At 65.9% G+C, this 17,464-nt stretch carries 14 protein-coding genes and 1 tRNA gene; 13 read left to right on the top strand and 2 right to left on the bottom strand.

Translation table 11 applies throughout. The features are described from left to right. Positions 1-117: 117 nt before the first annotated feature. From glp to JDV75_RS01960, 6 genes are all read left to right on the top strand, one after another. The gene (gene glp / locus JDV75_RS01985) at positions 118-1,407 is read left to right on the top strand and encodes a molybdotransferase-like divisome protein Glp (RefSeq protein ID WP_198737569.1); all 1,290 of its coding nucleotides are present in this window, start codon (positions 118-120) and stop codon (positions 1,405-1,407) included. A 27-nt stretch (positions 1,408-1,434) separates the two neighbouring features. Then, positions 1,435-2,139: a GNAT family N-acetyltransferase gene (locus JDV75_RS01980; RefSeq protein ID WP_418884367.1), complete on the top strand. Its 705-nt coding sequence runs from the start codon at positions 1,435-1,437 to the stop codon at positions 2,137-2,139. 137 nt (positions 2,140-2,276) lie between these two features. Next, positions 2,277-3,605 (top strand): divisome protein SepX/GlpR, encoded by a 1,329-nt coding sequence (sepX, locus tag JDV75_RS01975; RefSeq protein WP_198737568.1) that lies wholly within the window; start codon positions 2,277-2,279, stop codon positions 3,603-3,605. A gap of 168 nt (positions 3,606-3,773) precedes the next feature. Continuing rightward, positions 3,774-3,846: transfer RNA gene (locus JDV75_RS01970), tRNA-Ala, on the top strand. Positions 3,847-4,520: 674 nt separating this feature from the next. Then, complete coding sequence (locus tag JDV75_RS01965) at positions 4,521-5,144, top strand: TetR/AcrR family transcriptional regulator (protein WP_198737567.1); 624 nt, start codon at positions 4,521-4,523, stop codon at positions 5,142-5,144. After that, on the top strand, positions 5,141-5,497 hold the full coding sequence (locus tag JDV75_RS01960; protein WP_198737566.1) for a DoxX family protein: 357 nt from the start codon (positions 5,141-5,143) through the stop codon (positions 5,495-5,497). The genes JDV75_RS01965 and JDV75_RS01960 overlap by 4 nt, the downstream gene beginning before the upstream one ends. Positions 5,498-5,857: 360 nt before the next feature. Here JDV75_RS01960 and JDV75_RS01955 read toward each other — a convergent pair whose 3' ends face one another. After that, on the bottom strand, positions 5,858-6,691 hold the full coding sequence (locus JDV75_RS01955; protein WP_198737565.1) for a mechanosensitive ion channel family protein: 834 nt from the start codon (positions 6,689-6,691) through the stop codon (positions 5,858-5,860). Between the two features lie 419 nt (positions 6,692-7,110). Here JDV75_RS01955 and galE point away from each other — a divergent pair, with 419 nt between their 5' ends. From galE to JDV75_RS01935, 4 genes are all read left to right on the top strand, one after another. Next, complete coding sequence (galE, locus tag JDV75_RS01950) at positions 7,111-8,118, top strand: UDP-glucose 4-epimerase GalE (protein WP_198737564.1); 1,008 nt, start codon at positions 7,111-7,113, stop codon at positions 8,116-8,118. Between the two features lie 54 nt (positions 8,119-8,172). Beyond that, positions 8,173-8,577: a DoxX family protein gene (locus JDV75_RS01945; protein WP_198737563.1), complete on the top strand. Its 405-nt coding sequence runs from the start codon at positions 8,173-8,175 to the stop codon at positions 8,575-8,577. Next, positions 8,574-9,266: a zf-HC2 domain-containing protein gene (locus JDV75_RS01940; protein WP_198737562.1), complete on the top strand. Its 693-nt coding sequence runs from the start codon at positions 8,574-8,576 to the stop codon at positions 9,264-9,266. The genes JDV75_RS01945 and JDV75_RS01940 overlap by 4 nt, the downstream gene beginning before the upstream one ends. A gap of 116 nt (positions 9,267-9,382) precedes the next feature. Continuing rightward, on the top strand, positions 9,383-10,627 hold the full coding sequence (locus tag JDV75_RS01935; RefSeq protein ID WP_198737561.1) for an alpha-amylase family protein: 1,245 nt from the start codon (positions 9,383-9,385) through the stop codon (positions 10,625-10,627). Positions 10,628-10,680: 53 nt separating this feature from the next. On the opposite strand, the gene JDV75_RS01930 is transcribed toward JDV75_RS01935, so the two are convergent. Further along, positions 10,681-12,249 carry a dolichyl-phosphate-mannose--protein mannosyltransferase gene (locus tag JDV75_RS01930; RefSeq protein WP_198737663.1) on the bottom strand — a complete coding sequence of 523 codons (1,569 nt, stop codon included), beginning with the start codon at positions 12,247-12,249 and terminating at the stop codon, positions 10,681-10,683. Between the two features lie 152 nt (positions 12,250-12,401). Here JDV75_RS01930 and rsmI point away from each other — a divergent pair, with 152 nt between their 5' ends. The 3 genes from rsmI to metG all read left to right on the top strand — a co-directional run bounded on the left by rsmI (position 12,402) and on the right by metG (position 17,184). After that, positions 12,402-13,250, top strand: a complete 849-nt coding sequence (gene rsmI / locus JDV75_RS01925) for a 16S rRNA (cytidine(1402)-2'-O)-methyltransferase (RefSeq protein ID WP_198737560.1) — start codon at positions 12,402-12,404, stop codon at positions 13,248-13,250. A gap of 157 nt (positions 13,251-13,407) precedes the next feature. Then, a complete protein-coding gene (locus JDV75_RS01920) occupies positions 13,408-15,240 on the top strand; it encodes a BCCT family transporter (protein WP_198737559.1) in 1,833 nt (610 codons plus the stop codon). A 114-nt stretch (positions 15,241-15,354) separates the two neighbouring features. Beyond that, the gene (gene metG, locus JDV75_RS01915) at positions 15,355-17,184 is read left to right on the top strand and encodes a methionine--tRNA ligase (protein WP_198737558.1); all 1,830 of its coding nucleotides are present in this window, start codon (positions 15,355-15,357) and stop codon (positions 17,182-17,184) included. The last annotated feature ends 280 nt before the right edge of the window (positions 17,185-17,464 follow it).

Here is a 17,464-nt window from a genome sequence, read left to right as displayed (position 1 = left end):
TCGCGACATCCGGGCGCTCCGCGCAGGATACCGCCCCGGAGGCGCTTCACCGCACTACAATTACGGCGGAACGACGCGGTGATCAGGTCCGTGTCCGTCGGGAAGGAGACGAAGCGAGTGCGTTCCGTCGAACAGCAACTGTCCCTCGTGACCCGTGCCGCGGTCACCCCGGAACCGGTTCGCATCGCCATCTCCGAGGCACTCGGCCTCATGTGTGCCGAGGAAGTGCAGGCCACCCGCCCCCTACCCGGATTCACCCAGGCGGCGATAGACGGGTATGCGGTCCGCGCCGTCGACGTCGGGGGAGAACGCGGAATCGGTTCCCCGGAACTGACCCCCGCCAGGGACGGTCAGACCGGCGAACCGAAGGGGAACGCCAAATCTCTCCCCGTCGTCGGTGAAGTCCCCGCGGGATCGCAGCAGCCGCTCCGGCTGCAGCCCCGGCAGGCCGTCCGCGTGCACACGGGAGCTCCGCTGCCCACGCTCGCTGATGCGGTTCTCCCACTCGCCTGGTCGGATCGCGGACACAAGCGGATGACCGCCGAGCGTCCCGTGCGCTCCGGTGAGTTCGTGCGCAAGGTCGGGGACGATATCCGCGAGGGTGATGTCGCGGTGTCACCGGGCAGCGTCCTCGGACCCGCGCAGATCGGACTGCTCGCCGCCGTCGGCCACTCCAAGGTCCTCGTCTATCCCCGTCCCCGGATGTCCGTGATTTCCGCGGGAGCCGAACTCGTCGACATCGACCGGGATCCGGGCCGCGGACAGGTCTACGACGTCAACTCCTACGCGCTCGCCGCAGCCGGACGAGAAGCCGGCGCGGACGTCCACCGCGTCGGTATCGCAGCCGGCGAACCCCGGAGGCTGCGCGAAATCATCGAGGGGCAGATGCTGCGCAGCGAAATCATCGTCATCTCGGGTGCGGTCGGTGGTGCCGGCTCGGAGACCATCCGCCGGGTGCTCTCGGAGATCGGCGACATCGACACCACCCGGGTGGCCATGCACCCGGGATCCGTGCAGGGGTTCGGTCTCCTCGGCGATGAAGGGATCCCGGTGTTCCTCCTGCCCTCGAACCCGGTATCCGCCCTCGTCATCTTCGAGACCTTCATCCGCCCCGTCGTGAGACTGTCGCTCGGTAAGCGCAACGCCACCCGCCGGACCGTGAAGGCCCGCGCCCTCAACCGCATCACGTCGAGAGAGGGACGCCGCGGACTCATCCGTGCCCGGCTCATGCGCGACGCCGAGACACGTGACTACCTCGTCGAGGGACTCGGCGGTGCCGGCGGCGCGCCTGCCCACCTGCTCGCCGGAATGGGCGCGGCGAACGCGATGATCCGGATCCCCGAGGAGATCACCGCGATCCGGCCCGGAGACGTCGTCGATGTCCTCTTCCTCTCCCAGAGTCAGTGACCGGACCGGCCGGGGAAGTGGGCACACGTGATTGATCCCCTCGGGCGTGCGGTCGTAAGGGCGGAGCGACAGGCGAGCCGCGACCCGCATCCCGAACACCCGGGATGGCCCGAAACCACCGACCGTGTCATGACCCCGGATGGCACACTGGTTCGGCTGCGCCCACTGCTGCGGCGTGACGGCGGATCCTGGTCCGCCATGCGGACCGAGGACGTCGATATCCTCCGCCCCGTCGAACCCACCGTCGCGGGCACCTGGGAACGCGCCCACGACCGCTCCGCCTGGTGGCGGCTTCTGCTCTCCCTGCGCACCATGGCGAACACCGGGGTACTGGTGCCCATGGCGATCGAATGCGACGGACACTTCGCGGGGCAGTTGACCCTCGGCAACATTCAGCACGGTGTCGTCTCCGACTGCTGGATCGGCTACTGGGTGTCCAGCCGCTACACGGGGCGGGGCGTGGCGACGGCCGCCGTTGCGCTCGGAGTCGACCACGCATTCGACAGGGTCGGTGTGCACCGGATCACGGCCACCTACCTGCCCGCGAATCCGGCATCGGGCAGGGTCCTCGCGATCAACGGCTTCCGCGAGGAGGGGTATCTGGTGCGCTGTCTCCACATCGACGGCGACTGGCGGGACCACCACCTCGTGGCGCTGACCGCGGGAGAGTTCCTCGACACCTGCGTGAACCGGCTGATACGCAGCGGGAGAATCCTCGGAAAGTCGGACTGACGCAGGCCATCCCACCACCGGGTGGTCCCGGCGTGCCTACCGGGCGGCCCCGTGGAACACAGTTAGTGTTGGGGAGAAGTGGCAGGTCACCCTGCCCGTCATTCTGTTGTATCCAAGTGGAAGGTGGGCACACGCTCATGTTCGGAACATTCGTGATCGGCCTGATGGTCGTGGTCTGGCTGTTTGTGCTCCTTCCACTCGTGCTGCGCAACCGTCGCCCCATCCGGCACGCGGGTGAGGGATTCGACGACACCCGCATCGTTTTCTCCGGCGACGATGCAGCGCAGGCCCCACGTCGCCGACCACGTCTCGGTCATTACGACGCGCACGGCCACGCGGGATCCCCGACAGCTCCGATCGACTCCCGGGAACCGGACGCCGACGAGTATGAACTGCTCGACGACCCGGAGGTCATCGACGGACAGAGGCGCAGCGTCGACGACGATACCGTGGAACACGACGCCGACGAGCCCACCGTCCGGGAGGACGAGGGGGCGGCACGCGGCTCCGGGATCGGCGGCTTCTTCTCCGCCCTGTTCGGACGGACTGCGGCGTCCGGGGAAAACGACCGCTCGGAGGCTCAAGACGGAGATGAAACCGGCGGGCCCGACAGTGCAAGTGAACGCCGCAGAGCGGCCGCAGCAGAGATCCGCAGCCGCATGAGTGCCCGGAGACACCCCGCGGAGCAGGACACCATCGAGATCCTCGAAGGTGAGGTCGTCACGGAGCTGCCTGCCCTGGCCGCGCACCCCGGAACGGTGGACACAGTGGTGATCTCCGCGGTTGACCTCGACTATGACGACGACGAAGAGGCCTTCCACCACGACGACGCCTACACCGACCCCGCCGACCTCCTGCACCCGGCGGGGGACTACCGCCCCGCCGACGACACCGGAGAGGCCTACGACTACGGCGATGAACCGCACGTCGCTGAGACCGCGGTCGCCGAGATCGAGGAGGCCGAACCGGAACTCACCGAAGAGGACATCGCGTTCGCCGCGCGCCGCCGTGGTCGTGGCGGATTCGACCCCGAGACCCACGACGCCTACGCCGCGGCCCGGTTCCGACGGCGCCAACGCACCCTGATCATCCTCGCCGTGCTCCTGCTGGCGGGCCTCGGGATCGGCCTCCTGTTCGGGGGACTGTACTGGCTCGCACCAGCGGCCGTCGGACTGTTGCTCGGCATGTACCTCTACGCGCTGCGCACCCAGGTCATGGCCGAACAGGAACTCCGCGCCCGCCGAATCCGCCAGATCCGCCGCGCACGCCTCGGCGTGCGGAACTCAGCCGACGCCGAACTCGGACTCCCCGCACGTCTGCGACGCCCCGGCGCCATCGTCCTGGAGATCGACGACGAGAGCCCCGACTTCCACGAGCTCGAACTCCACGAAGGCTTCGCGGGGACCGGATCGGACGAGGACACCGTGATCGACATCTCGACCTACCACCCGCGCCGGGCGGGCTGACCGCGCACCGGTGGACACCGGTTTCGGGCGGGTGACGGGCACCGGTCCGGAGGGATCGGGTCCAAATTGTGTCATCGGGCCTGTGGGCGTAACATGTCCACCAGCACCGAGTGGTCCGGTCAACGCCGGATCCCGGTACCCGGTTGTCTCCCTAGGGAAACACCTTGAGGGGCTATAGCGCAGTTGGTAGCGCGCCTCGTTCGCATCGAGGAGGTCAGGGGTTCGATTCCCCTTAGCTCCACGTCGAGGGGAAGTGTCGAACTCTTTGGGGTTCTCACTTCCCCTTTTCCGTGTTTTCCGGGGGACGACGGTGTCTCCGTGGTCGAGGCACCGTGAGGCGACGGTGATGGTGTGGTCGCCGATGAAGATCTTGTCAGTGGAGTGTCCAGGGGGGATCCCGCGTTTCAACGGTGTCCACCGTGGTGCGGGCGTATTTCTCCCGGACGCTACCGGTGCAGGCCCGCTTTCGGAGAGTGTGGCTTCTGCGTTATGGAGTCGGATTGCTTCGTTCTGGTTCCTTCTTGTCGTTCGAGTCTTTTTCATGGCTTGTTGGTGGAGCCATTGAATATGCCAGGGCCTTATTGCTTCAATGAAGTCACCGCGTGGAGTCTCAACGGCCTTCCTGCGAGCTTCCGGGCTTTCCGGAATCTTCCGGTCGGCCCCGTGTGTCTGCCGGTGGAGATCTGTCGTGTCCACTGCTGGGGAGGAGGGCATCTCGGTGTCGGGAACCCGATCGTCAAACGTCGCCATTCCGACTGGTCCCGCTACGTGACGGAGGTGCACCCGAGGGGGAGGTGCGTTCGGGCATGTGTGGGGCATGTCGGGCCATGTCGGGCATCGCCCCCGGGTTGACTCTCTGTGCGGGGGTACCGCCAACGTCCCTTGAAGAACTCCGGCTCCTGAAGTAGTCTGAACATGTTCAGTGAACAAGTTCAGGAGGTGGTGATGAACGGCATCCGGGCTGAGGCGCGTCAGGCGACGCGCCGTGCCGTGCTGGAGGCGGCAGGCAAGTTGTTCGACGAGCGTGGATTCCTTGAGACGACCGTGAGGGATATCGCGCGGAAAGCGGGTGTGAGTGTCGGGACCGTGATGGCGGCCGGAGACAAGGAAACCCTGCTGGTGGAGTTCTTCGACGGCCTCATCGCGGAGCGTCAGCAGCACGCCGATGCTCTCGCCCCGGGTGTCGGAACCCGGTGCGACGAAGAGGCGGTGGCAGTGGTTGAGCCGTTCGTGTCGCTCTTCGATGAGCGTCGTGACCTCGCGCAGGCGTACGCCTCGATTCTGGTCGGTGGGAGACATTCCTCCGTGGTCTTCACCGACCTCGCGCGGCGGCTGATCGCTGTGTTCGAGCATCTGGTGGAAGCCTGCGGTTGCCCGAGGTCCGTCGACGCACGTGGATGTGCCGACGCGTTCCACGCGGCGTACATCGGGAGCTTGTTCATGTGGTCGGCCACGCCGGAGAGGTCCGTATCGGAATTCACGGCTCAGTTGCGGGACGTCTTCGCGGCGATCTGCCCGCATGAGGGAGGTCACCCGTGATTCTGCTTCCGTCGTGGTGGGTGCCACCAGCTCTCCTGGCCGCCGTCCTTCTCCTGGACGTGGCGCTGTCGATCCGGCCGCTCGGCTTCATCCGCATGTGTCTCCACGGTGTCCGGTTCCCCGAGGAGTGGTGGTGGATCCTGCTCGTTGTCAAGGTGCTTGCGGCAGGGGGGCTCATCGCAGGCATCTGGGTCCCCGGAATCGCCTTTGCAGCCAACAGCGGGGTCATCGCCTATTTCCTGTGCGCATCAGCAGCCCACATCCGGGCGAAAGCAACCGGAGCCGCTTTCCGGGTCAATTGCCTGGGGATGCTGGCACTGTCGTGCGTGACCCTCGTGTCGAGCTTCCTCTGAGGTCCGAACCGGCGATGCTTCAGACCCGACCGCAGAGGGATGGGCCGCATCGGTGAATGTACGCCGATAACGTTTCTTCATCCGCGGCATCCACGACAGCACGATTGATGTCGTGCAGTCCACCTGCGTAACCAACGCAGAAGCAGGCAACACATGATCCCCACGAGCATGGAGTCGGACACGTGCCCCTGACCCCACCGCAAGAGACCGCCGGCACCCGGATCTCCTGCTGCCGACGGGATCTGTCCGTCCCGGGAGGACAATGCTCCGCATGTACCTACGACAACCCGTATCGCGGGGTCCCGGGGCAGCGGAGCACTGCGGCACGCGTGTTTCCCACCTGATGCAGATCCAGGGTAGTTAGGCCTGTTCTTCCGGCCCTTCGTTGTCCGCCTCGGGGATCTCCGTGAGCTGTACAGCCAACGGTGGCGTTCCGATGGTGATTCCGTTCCCGGCGAAGGAACCCAGGACGTGCTCGATCACCGCGTCCTGGGCTTCCTTGGTGTCGAGCTGGCGGGCGCTGGTCCAGAACCTCAGATCCAGCTGTATCGTCCCGGTTCCGACCTGTGAGAACAGTGCCTGGGCCGGGGGATCGGAGAGCACGCTGGGCAGTTCGCGGATGGCATTCAGCGCGACCTCTCGGGCTGCGGTGGGATCGGTACCGATGGTGAGGTTGAATACGACGGTGGAGCGGACGTACTCGAAGCCCGTCTGCACGGTGACGATCTCGGAGTGCAGTGCGGAGTTCGGGATGAGCACCAGCCGACCGTCGAAGGTACGGATCGCGGTGTGGGACAACTGCATCTCCACGACTGTTCCCGCGTGATCCTTCAGCGATATCTGGTCGCCGACGCGGAACCGGTCACGGGCGAGAATGACCATCCCGGCGAACATGTTGCCCAGCACCGTCTGGAAGGCGATACCTATCGCGAGGGAGAACAGTCCGATCCCGCCGAGGATGTCGACGGGTTTGACGCTGGGGAAGACGATGGTCAGGGCCGCACCGAGGGAAACGACGATCACGGCCGCCTGAACCAGGCCCGCGAACACCCTGCGGGAGGAGTCGCTGCGGCCCCGCCAGTGGAGGAACCGGGAGGTCGCCCAGTTCATGAGCCGGGAGAAGACATAGCCGCACAGGGCGACGGTGAGTCCGAGCAGTACCGCTTGCCAGGTGATCGGCGGTAGTTCGAGCATCTGTCGGCGGTTCCTTCGCGTCGTCGGGCGGGCCGGGACAGGGATGTTCCCGGTGATGCCAGGGTAACGGGGCTCCCCGCACCCCGCCAGACAACAGGAAAGGGACTCCGCGCGGGGATGCCCGACGACTGGAGAACCACGGACTTCGCCCGGCCCGGTGAGGGTGTCGCGTTGAGGTGCCGGTCCGGGGGGGGGTGATGCACCCGTAATACGTACGCGGAGGGACGATACTGCTGCACAGAATCTGAATCCGGAAGATGCTGTTGAATCGGCCGGTTTCCCGGCGGTGCCCCGCCTGATGTCGGCCCGGCAGTGATAGGTTCAGTGGAAACGAGACCGTTCCGTTACCCGCCGACAGAGGCCGGCGGCCACGACTTCGAACCGGTCGCGCGACAGACGAACCCAGGCAAGGAACCCAAATGGACATTCTCATCACCGGCGGTGCAGGCTTCATCGGATCGACGGTCGGCTCCGCGTTGATGGAGCTCGGCCACAACGTCATCGTGCTCGACAACTTCTCCACCGGTCGGCGGGAGTTCGTCACCGACCGCACCGTGTACGAGGGCGACATCGCGGACCGGTCCGTGGTGGACCGTATCTTCACCGAGCACCCGGACATCGCCGTGACGATCCACTGTGCTGCGTCGATCGTCGTCCCCGAGTCCGTCGCGGAGCCGATCATGTACTACCGCAACAACGTCGAGGGAACGCTCGAGCTCGTCGACGCGCTGCTCGCCAATGGTTGCCAGCGGATCATCTTCTCCTCGTCGGCGTCCATCTATGCGGTCCGGGAGGACTTCGCGGTTGACGAGGACTGTGACATCTCACCGACGAGCCCCTACGCACGCACGAAGGCCCACGTCGAGGGCATGCTGCGGGACATCGCCCACGGCACCGACCTGAAGGTACTGTCCCTGCGTTACTTCAATCCGATCGGCTCCGACCCGAAGATGCGCACCGGTCTGCAGCTCGAGTTCCCCTCCCACGCCATGGGCAAGATGATCGAGGCGAAGAACGCCGGCAAGCCGTTCACCGTGACCGGTGTCGAGTGGCCCACCAGGGACGGTTCCGGAATCCGCGACTACATCCACGTCTGGGACCTCGCCCAGGCGCACTGCCGGGCCGTGGAGCGCTTCGATGACGTGGTCCCGGGTACCGACGCCGAAAGCTCCTACCGTGTGATCAACTTGGGCACCGGCGACGGAACCACCGTGTTCGAGCTGGCCGATGCGTTCTCCCGGGTCTCCGGTGAGAAGCTGGAGGTCGTCACCGGGCCGCCGCGCCCCGGCGATGTCGCGGGTGCCTTCACCCGGTCTCACCGGGCGAAGGATGAACTGGGTTGGGTCGCGGAGCACTCCATTGAGGAGGGCATCGCCGACACCCTGAAGTGGTTCGAGATCCGGGGCAGCATCCTCAAGGAGTTCTAGGAACCTCGGGCCGTCGGGTCCGTGCGGGTCGGTGCTACCGGGTAGTCTGTCGATATGGATAAACCGGTTGTCAGGGACGGCATGCTGCTGGTGTTTCGCGCCATCCTCGGGCTGGTGTTCGTGGCCCACGGATGGGACAAGCTCTTCTTCACCGGAATCACCGAGACCACGGGACAGTTCAGTGCGGCGGGTGTGCCGCAGCCGAAGCTGTCGGCGTGGATCGCGGCCCTGGCGGAGCTCGTCGGTGGGGGAATGCTCGTCGTCGGGCTGCTGGCGACGTTCGTCGCCGCGGGGCTCGCGCTCCTGATGGCCTGCGCGTTCTATTTCGTTCACCTCGGTTCGACGGTGTTCGTAGCGGACGGGGGATTCGAGTACGTCATCGTGCTCATCGTCGCTCTGCTGATGGTCGTGGTGTTCGGGCCCGGGCGCGCGAGCATCGACGGGGTCCTGAGCAGATGATCGACTGCGCCGGGATCCAGCGGGCGTTGTCGGCCCGACTGGACGGGGAGCCCACGGGTATCGCCGATGACGTCGTCGATGCCCATGTCGCCGCATGCGTTGAGTGCCGGGCGTTCCTCGACTCCGCTGCCGCGTTGAACCGTCAGTTGAAGTTGTCCACCGCCTCCGGTTCAGGGCCCATGATCGCCCCGGACCTGTCCGAGACCATCCTCGCGGGCATAGAGCCGGAGGCCCGGCGCCGGGCCGCGGCCCGGGCTTTCGGCCTGGCCCTGTCAAGGGTGGTCCTGCTCGGGCTCGGGGTCGCCTACGTCATCTGGGCGATCGTGCTCCTCGGAGAGTCGGCCGCCGTTGCGGCGCCACCGGTCGATCCGGGTGTCGACACGTCCGTCACCGCCGGATTGTTCGTCGATGCCGCGGCCGTGCGGCTCGCGCTCGCGTTCGGCCTGTTCTTCGCGGCCTGGCGGCCGCAGAATGTCACGGGCATGGTACCCGTCTACGGCGCACTGTGGGCGTTCAGCTTCGGGTTCGCGACCCGGGACGTGGTCCTGGGGTACGCGAGCGCCTCCGACGTCTTCGGGCTCGTCCTGCTGCTTCTCTCGGCACTGGTCCTGCTGTGGACGTGGCTGTCCGACTTCGGCCTGGTGGCCATGGGCCGGGCCTGGCGGGCGGCGACCGCGCGACCCGACTGAGGGGTTTCCGCGGGCTGTGTGCATATGGGGCCTCCGTGGCAGACTGGGGCCAGGTCCGATCGGCGTTTTCGGATCCCGTCTACCTGAACCCGATTCCCCAGGAGCTAAAACACGTCATGAGTTTCGTCGATCACGCCATCATCTGGCACGTCTACCCCCTGGGATTCACCGGTGCTCCGGTGCGGCCGTCCGGCGACGGGGAGCGTGAACTCACCCACCGGCTGCCCGCTCTGATCGACTGGTTGGATTACGCGGTCGGTCTCGGATTCAACGCGGTGCAGCTGGGACCGGTCTTCGATTCGACCTCCCACGGCTACGACACCCTGGATTTCCACCGTATCGACCCGCGCCTGGGGGACGACGGAGATTTCGATGAGCTGATCGACGCCGCCACGGACCGCGGGGTCGGAGTGCTCCTCGACGGGGTGTTCAATCACGTCAGCAGTGAGCATCCGCTGGTGCAGCGGGCACTGTCGGAAGGTCCGGACGGTGAGTACGCGGGAATGTTCCGTATCTCCTTCGACGGAGAGAGGGCGACCGCGGAGACCTTCGAGGGACACGACGGGCTCGTCGAGTTCAACCACGATGACCCCCGTGTCGCGGATCTGGTGACGGAGGTGATGCTCCACTGGCTCCGGCGGGGTATCGCCGGGTGGCGTCTGGATGCGGTCTACGCGGTTCCCGCGGAGTTCTGGTCCTCCGTCCTACCGCGGGTGCGGGAGGAGTTCCCGGAGGCGTTCATCTACGGGGAGATGATCCACGGTGACTACGCGGACTACGTGCGGCGCTCCGGCGTCGATTCGATCACGGCGTATGAACTCTGGAAGGCGACGTGGAGTTCACTCAACGACGAGAACTTCTTCGAGCTCGAGTGGAGCCTGCGTCGGCACAACGACATGCTGGAGAGCTTCACCCCGTACACGTTCGTCGGAAACCACGACGTCACCAGGATCGCAACGAAGGTCGGCCGGGAGAAGGCCGCTGTCGCGGCTGCCGTCCTGTTCACCGTCGGCGGCGTACCCGCGGTCTACTACGGCGACGAGTTCGGGATGGAAGGGGAGAAGTACGAGCGGATCGGCGGCGACGACGAGGTCCGCCCGGCGTTCCCGGCGTCACCGGATGATCTGGGGGAGACCGACGACCGGCTGCGCCGTCTCCACCACGACCTGATCGGTGTGCGCCGGAACCATCCCTGGCTCGTCCGGGCAAGGGTGGAGACGGTCGAGCTGTCCAACACGGCGTACACCTACGATTGTGTCGGAGAAGGGGACGAACGGCTCCGGGTGGAACTCTCACTGGAGCCGTCGGTGACCGTGCGCATAACCCGGGATGGTGAGGAGATCTACGGCTTCGGCCGGTGACGGGCGTTCCCGCCCGCACACCGTGGGTGGTGTGCGGCCGGGAACGGTAGGGATCACTTCCAGCTGCGGAGCCACATCATCGACTCGAAGTGCGAGTCGGTGATGCGGAAGCCGTAGAGGATGGGCAGGAAGTACAGGAACAGGGTGACGGTGAGAGCCAGGTAGCAGATCACTCCCAGGCCACCGGTGGTGAGGTCACGGGGGACGGGGAATCCGGGTAGCCGTGACTGCACCGTGTTCCCTGCGCGGGCGATCTGGGCGAGCGTGATCCCGAGCAGGATGACCGTGAAGGGCACCATCGCGGTGGCGTAGAAGAAGTACATCTGCCGGTCGTAGGCGACGAGCCACGGGAGCCAACCCGCCATGAATCCCGTCACCGGGACGGCGAACCGGAGATCACGCCGGATGATCAGGCACCACAGACCCCACAGGACGACCGGGACGGTCAGCCACCAGACGGCGGGGTTGCCGAAGAGGATGACCATCCGCCTGCAGGTGTCGTCGCCGCAGCTGAGGCCTGTCTGCGAGTAGTAGAGGATCGGGCGGGTGGCGGCGAGCCAGGACCAGGGCTTCGAGTCCCACGGATGACTGTGGCCGCTGGAGCTGGTCAACGAGGCATGGAAATCGAGGACCCGGTGGTGGTAGTACAGCCATCCCGCCAGTGCATCGGGAAGCCTGGTCAGTGGGGAGTCCGGGGAGATGTCGCCGTTGACCGCCGAGTGCCGGTACACCCCCGTCTCCGAGGCGAACCACGCCCGCCAGCTCCAGGCATATACGAGGACGGGTACGACGACGATGGAGGCGAACGCCGGTACCGCGTCGCGGACGATCATCCCCGTCAGTGGGCGGGCGATGCGGTAGTGGTGCCGGAGCCAGATGTCGAGGCAGACCGTCAGGACTCCGAAGAAGGCCATGTAGTAGAGGCCGGACCATTTGATGGAGAGGGTCATGCCGAGCAGGATCCCGCAACCGAACCGCCACCACCTGAATCCGGCCCGGGGGCCGAATGCCGAGGGCACCGCCCGGAGCGTACCGTCCGTCCACGCCCGGTGGTAACGGTCCCAGACCTGCGCGAAGTCCCGGGCCAGGCAGTAGGCCGCGGCGACGACGAAGAAGGCCTGGAAGATGTCCAGCATGCCGAACCTGGACGACACGAGGAGTACCCCCTCAACGACGGCGAGGAGCCCGGCCGCAGCCGTCGCAACCGGGGAACCGGTGAGGCGCCGGGTCAGTGCCATCACGAGGATGACAGTCGCGACACCGAACACCGCTGTGCTCAAACGCCACCCCATGGGGGTATATCCGAAGAGCGTCTCCCCGTAGGCGATGAGCTGCTTCGCCAACGGCGGATGCACCACGAGCCCGTATCCCGGGTTCGCCTCGATGCCCCCGGTGACCGGATTCCCGGAAGACCGGACCATGTCCCAAGCCTGGGGCACGTAGTGCTTCTCGTCGAAGACGGGTGTGCCGTCACCGGTGGCTGCCGTGAGCCTGAAGAAGCGGGTGATCAGCGCGAGTAGGCCGATCACCAGGAACGTGGCCGTATCTGTGCGGGTCCACGGATGCACCATCGGGCCGGTGGGGGGAGGTAGTTGAAAACGGTGTCCCGTCCTCCGATCCATTGGGGCCACGGCCGGGGGCTCGGCGGACGATAGGGTAGCGGTTGCATCGGTCACCCGACCGAGTCTATTGGTTGGGCTGCGGGTGCGACAGTGCAGGTGGCCCAATCCGCCGCGGGCGGTGCGCCGGAAGCCCGATATGGGAGACTTGGCGCATGCAGTCCGAACCCCGCCATCTACCCACAGGCGTGATCGTCGCCGCCACCCCACTGGGGAACATCGCGGATGCGTCGCCCCGTCTCGTCACGGCCCTCGAGTACGCCGATGTCATCGCCGCGGAGGACACCCGGAGGTGCTCCGCACTCGCTTCAGCGTTGGGGGTGCGACCGCGGGGGCGGATCATCTCGAATTTCGACCACAATGAGGTCGGTCGGGTCCAACAGCTGATCGATGTCGCCCGGACGGGAACCGTGGTCGTGGTCAGTGACGCCGGAATGCCCGGGGTCTCCGATCCTGGTTTTCCGCTCATCGAGGCGGCCCATGACGCCGGAATCGCGGTCACCTGTTTCCCCGGCCCCTCGGCGGTACCGACGGCCCTCGCGTTGTCGGGACTGCCCGTCGGAAAGTTCTGCTTCGACGGTTTCGCGCCCCGGAAGCACGGGGCCCGGGTCTCCTGGCTGGAGGAGCTGGCGACCGAACGTCGGGCGGTGTGTTTCTTCGAGTCCCCGCACCGGCTGGCGCAGACACTGGCCGATGCGGTCGCGGTGCTCGGTGCCGGACGGCGTGCCGCGGTCTGCAGGGAACTCACCAAGACCTATGAAGAGGTGAAGAGGGGAACCCTGGAGGAGCTCGCCCGATGGGCCGACGGGGGTGTCCGGGGTGAGATCTCCGTAGTCATCGAGGGTGCGCAACCCGTCACGAAGGACATTTCCGATCTCGTCACGGAAGCGGCCGACCGGGCGGCGGCCGGGGAGCGTCTGAAGACCGTCTGTGCGGAACTCGCCGCAGCGCACGGCGTCTCCAAGAAACAGATTTACGACGGCGTTGTTGCATTCCGTGACTGAACTGTTGCCGATCTGTTATGCAAATGGTCCGGCATCCGCTCTGGTCAGGGGATATGACGGGAACGCACAGCTGCGATCGACCCCGTAATTTCCTTAAGCGGGTGATAAAAAATGCTGGTCGTTTGATTAATCAGCTGTTTGGCACCATGTTGGAAACATGACCAACTCTGACCCGAATGAACAAGACGCGCACCACACACACCAGCGCGGACCGAAGGACGGTCTGACTGAACCCGAGCCCCGGTCAGCGACGCAGACACTGGCGTCGATGCTGGAATCGCCGGATCATCTCCAACACATCGATGACACCGACGACATCGTCTCGGAGGCCGACGCCGAGTTCCACCGGCTCTGCTGGCCCGTGATCATACCGGCGATGGCGATCGTCATCGCCGTCGTCGTCTGGGGGCTGGTCAGTCCGCTGACCTTCTCCGACTTCGCCTCCGACACCCTCGCGGTCGTCGTGAACAACTTCGGCTGGGCCTTCGCCCTGTTCGGTACGGTGTTCGTCGCGTTCATCGTGATCCTCGCCGCCACGAAGTTCGGCCACATCAAACTGGGCCGGGACAACGAGGCTCCCGAGTTCTCCACGGTGAGCTGGATCGCGATGATGTTCGCGGCGGGCATGGGTATCGGTCTGATGTTCTACGGAACCTCCGAGCCGCTCGGCCACTACCGCGCCGGGGTCCCCGGTCACGAGGAGCAGGAGGTGGGCACCGCCTTCGCCACGACCCTCTTCCACTGGACCCTCCACCCGTGGGCCGTCTACGCCATCGTCGGTCTCGGTATCGCCTACTCCACGTTCCGCGTCGGTCGTAAGCAGTTGCTCAGTTCCGCGTTCACCCCGCTGATCGGGGTCAAGGGGGCAGAGGGCGTGCTCGGCAAGATCATCGACATCCTCGCCATCATCGCGACGGTGTTCGGTACCGCCGCATCGCTCGGCATCGGCGCGGTCCAGATCTCCGCCGGCCTGGACAAGACCGGTCTGATCCCGGACGCCTCCGACAACACGATCCTCATGATCGTGCTCGTTCTGACCCTCGCCTTCGTCATCTCCGCGATGTCCGGCGTCGGCAAGGGCATCCAGTACATCTCCAACGTGAACATGATCCTGGCCGGACTCCTCGCCGTGTTCGTGTTCATCCTCGGGCCGACGGTCCACATCCTCAACATGATCCCGACCGCCGCAGGCAACTATCTCCTCGAGTTCTTCGAGATGGCCGCCCGGACCGCGGACTCCGCCAACGGCACCGCCGGCGACTGGCTCGCGGGCTGGACCATCTTCTACTGGGCGTGGTGGATCTCGTGGAGCCCCTTCGTCGGCATGTTCCTCGCCCGGATCTCCCGTGGTCGCACGATCCGTGAATTCGTCATCGGCGTCATCGCCGTGCCGACCGCCGTCTCCGTCGTGTGGTTCTGCATCTTCGGTGGCACCGCGATCCACCTCGAGCAGATCGATGAGTCCATCTACGGCGACGGTGACGCCAAGCGTCAGCTGTTCGATCTCCTCTACACCCTGCCCGGCGGTTCCATCGCCGCATTCCTCGCGATGCTGCTGCTGGCCACCTTCTTCATCACCTCGGCGGACTCCGCGTCCACGGTGATGGGCTCGATGAGCCAGAACGGCCGGCTGGAGGCCAACCGCTTCGTCACCGCCGGTTGGGGAATCGGTACCGCAGCAATCGGGCTCACCCTCCTGATGAGTGGTGGCGAGGACGTCCTGAGCAACCTGCAGAATGTGACCATCATCGTCGCCAGCCCCTTCCTTCTCGTGATCTTCCTGCTGATGTTCGCGATCGTGAAGGATCTGCGCAACGACCAGCTCTACCTGGATCACAAGGCGCAGCGCGAGTTCGCCATGAACCTCGCCCGCGAGGCCCGCATCCACGCGGAGCACCAGAAGCGGGAGGCCAAGAAGGCGGCCAAGGCGGCGAAATCGCCGAAGGTCAAGGCCTCCTCCAGGTCCGCGAAGAAGGAAACCGGCAGGTAACTGTTTTCCACGCATCACCGAAACCCCGCCCACGGTTCATCCGGAGGCGGGGTTTCATCGTGCTCCGGGCCCCGGGGGCGGCACCCGGGAAACCGATAAATTAGGCTGGTGCACATGACGAAGTCTGTGCTCACTGCTGTTGCCTGGCCCTACGCCAACGGTCCCCGCCACATCGGACACGTGGCGGGGTTCGGTGTCCCCTCCGACGTGTTCGCCCGTTTCCAGCGAATGTCGGGCTCGGACGTGCTCATGATTTCCGGTACGGACGAACACGGCACCCCGCTGCTCGTCCAGGCGGAGAAGGAGGGCGTGGGCGTCCAGGAACTCGCTGACAGGTACAACCGGCAGATCGTCGAGGACCTCGCCGGACTCGGCCTGTCCTACGACCTGTTCACCCGGACCACGACCCGGAACCACTACGCGGTGGTGCAGGAACTATTCCGGGGACTCCACGACAACGGGTACATGGTCGCGGAAACCACCATGGGTGCCATCAGCCCGTCCACGGGCCGTACCCTGCCCGACCGGTACATCGAGGGAACCTGCCCGCTCTGCGGCGCCGCAGGGGCCCGTGGCGACCAGTGTGACGCCTGCGGCAATCAGCTCGACCCGGCCGACCTCATCGACCCGGTCAGCAAGATCAACGGTGAAACCCCCGAGTTCGTCGAGACCGAGCACTTCCTGCTCGATCTTCCCGCCCTCGCCGGGGTGCTCGAGGAGTGGCTGAAGGGGCGCACCGACTGGCGTCCCAACGTCCTGAAGTTCTCGCTCAACCTGCTGGGGGATCTACGTCCGCGGGCGATGACCCGCGACATTGACTGGGGCGTTCCGGTCCCGATCGACGGCTGGTCCGAGAACGGAGCCAAGAAGCTGTACGTCTGGTTCGACGCCGTCGTCGGGTACCTGTCCTCATCCATCGAGTGGGCGTGGCGCACCGGGCAACCGGAGGCGTGGCGGAAGTTCTGGACCGACCCGGAGGCCCTGTCCTACTACTTCATGGGCAAGGACAACATCACGTTCCACTCCCAGATCTGGCCGGGAGAGCTCCTGGGATACCGTGGCCTGGGCGCCAGGGGAGGACAGCAGGGCGAGTTCGGTGCCCTTCAGCTCCCCACCGAGGTCGTGTCCTCCGAGTACCTCACCATGTCGGGCTCCAAGTTCTCGTCGTCCAAGGGTGTGGTCATCTACGTCAAGGACTTCCTGAAGGAGTTCGGCCCCGACCCGCTGCGCTACTTCATCGCCGTCGCCGGACCGGAGAACACCGACACCGACTTCACGTGGGACGAGTTCGTCCGCCGGGTGAACAACGAACTGGCCAACGGCTGGGGCAACCTGGTCAACCGGACGGTGTCGATGGCGCACAAGAACTTCGGGGAGGTTCCGACGCCGGGCGAACTCACCGAGGCTGATCACCGTATTCTCAACCTCGCCGCCGAGGCCTTCGACGTCGTCGGTGGGGCACTCGGACAGTCGAAATTCAAGGCGGGCATCACGCACGCGATGCACGTCGTCGGGGAGGCGAACGCCTACATCGCGGAGCAGGAACCATGGAAGCTCGCGAAGGATGAGTTGCAGCGCGAGCGACTGGCCACCGTGCTGCACACCGCGCTGCAGGTGGTCAGCGACTGCAACACCCTGCTCACGCCGTATCTGCCGCACACCGCGCAGAAGGTCCACGAGACCCTCGGTCGCGACGGTGTCTGGGCCGCGATGCCCGAGATCCACGAGGTGACCGACGACATGCCGGTCGAGCCGGTCGGTGTGGGCGTGCCGGAGAAGGGACGCAGCTACCCGGTCATCATGGGCGACTACGCCAACCAGCTGGCCCGCTGGGAGCGCACCGACGTCATTCCGGGGACCGCGCTCGCGAAGCCGAAACCGCTCATCGCGAAGCTCGATCCGGAACTCGGGGAAACCGGCCCGGAGTGGGCGCCGGTACAGTGAGGGGCTGATCCGCCTCAGCGTTCCCCCTTTTCCCGGTCACCCGTTGCACCGACACCGGTAGTCTCGGATGGAGACAGTTGTTCGTGCACGTAGCCCAGGGTTCCCGGGGTCCGCTGAGGGCTCGCTCTCGGCGACGGCCGATTACACCGGAAGCTGACAGCAGTGATTGACCCTCATGGTGCAGGCAGATCCGACACGGACGCGAAGCCGTGGCGGGTGATCCTCGGGGCGGCCGCAGCGTTGCTTCTTCTTCCCGGTGTCGTCGCCTGCGGGGCCCCGG

Origin of the sequence: Corynebacterium meridianum (assembly GCF_016342265.1) — a bacterium.
Classification (GTDB): domain Bacteria; phylum Actinomycetota; class Actinomycetes; order Mycobacteriales; family Mycobacteriaceae; genus Corynebacterium; species Corynebacterium meridianum.
Note: the sequence above shows the minus strand (reverse complement) of the source record. Positions and strands in the feature narration are given on the sequence as shown.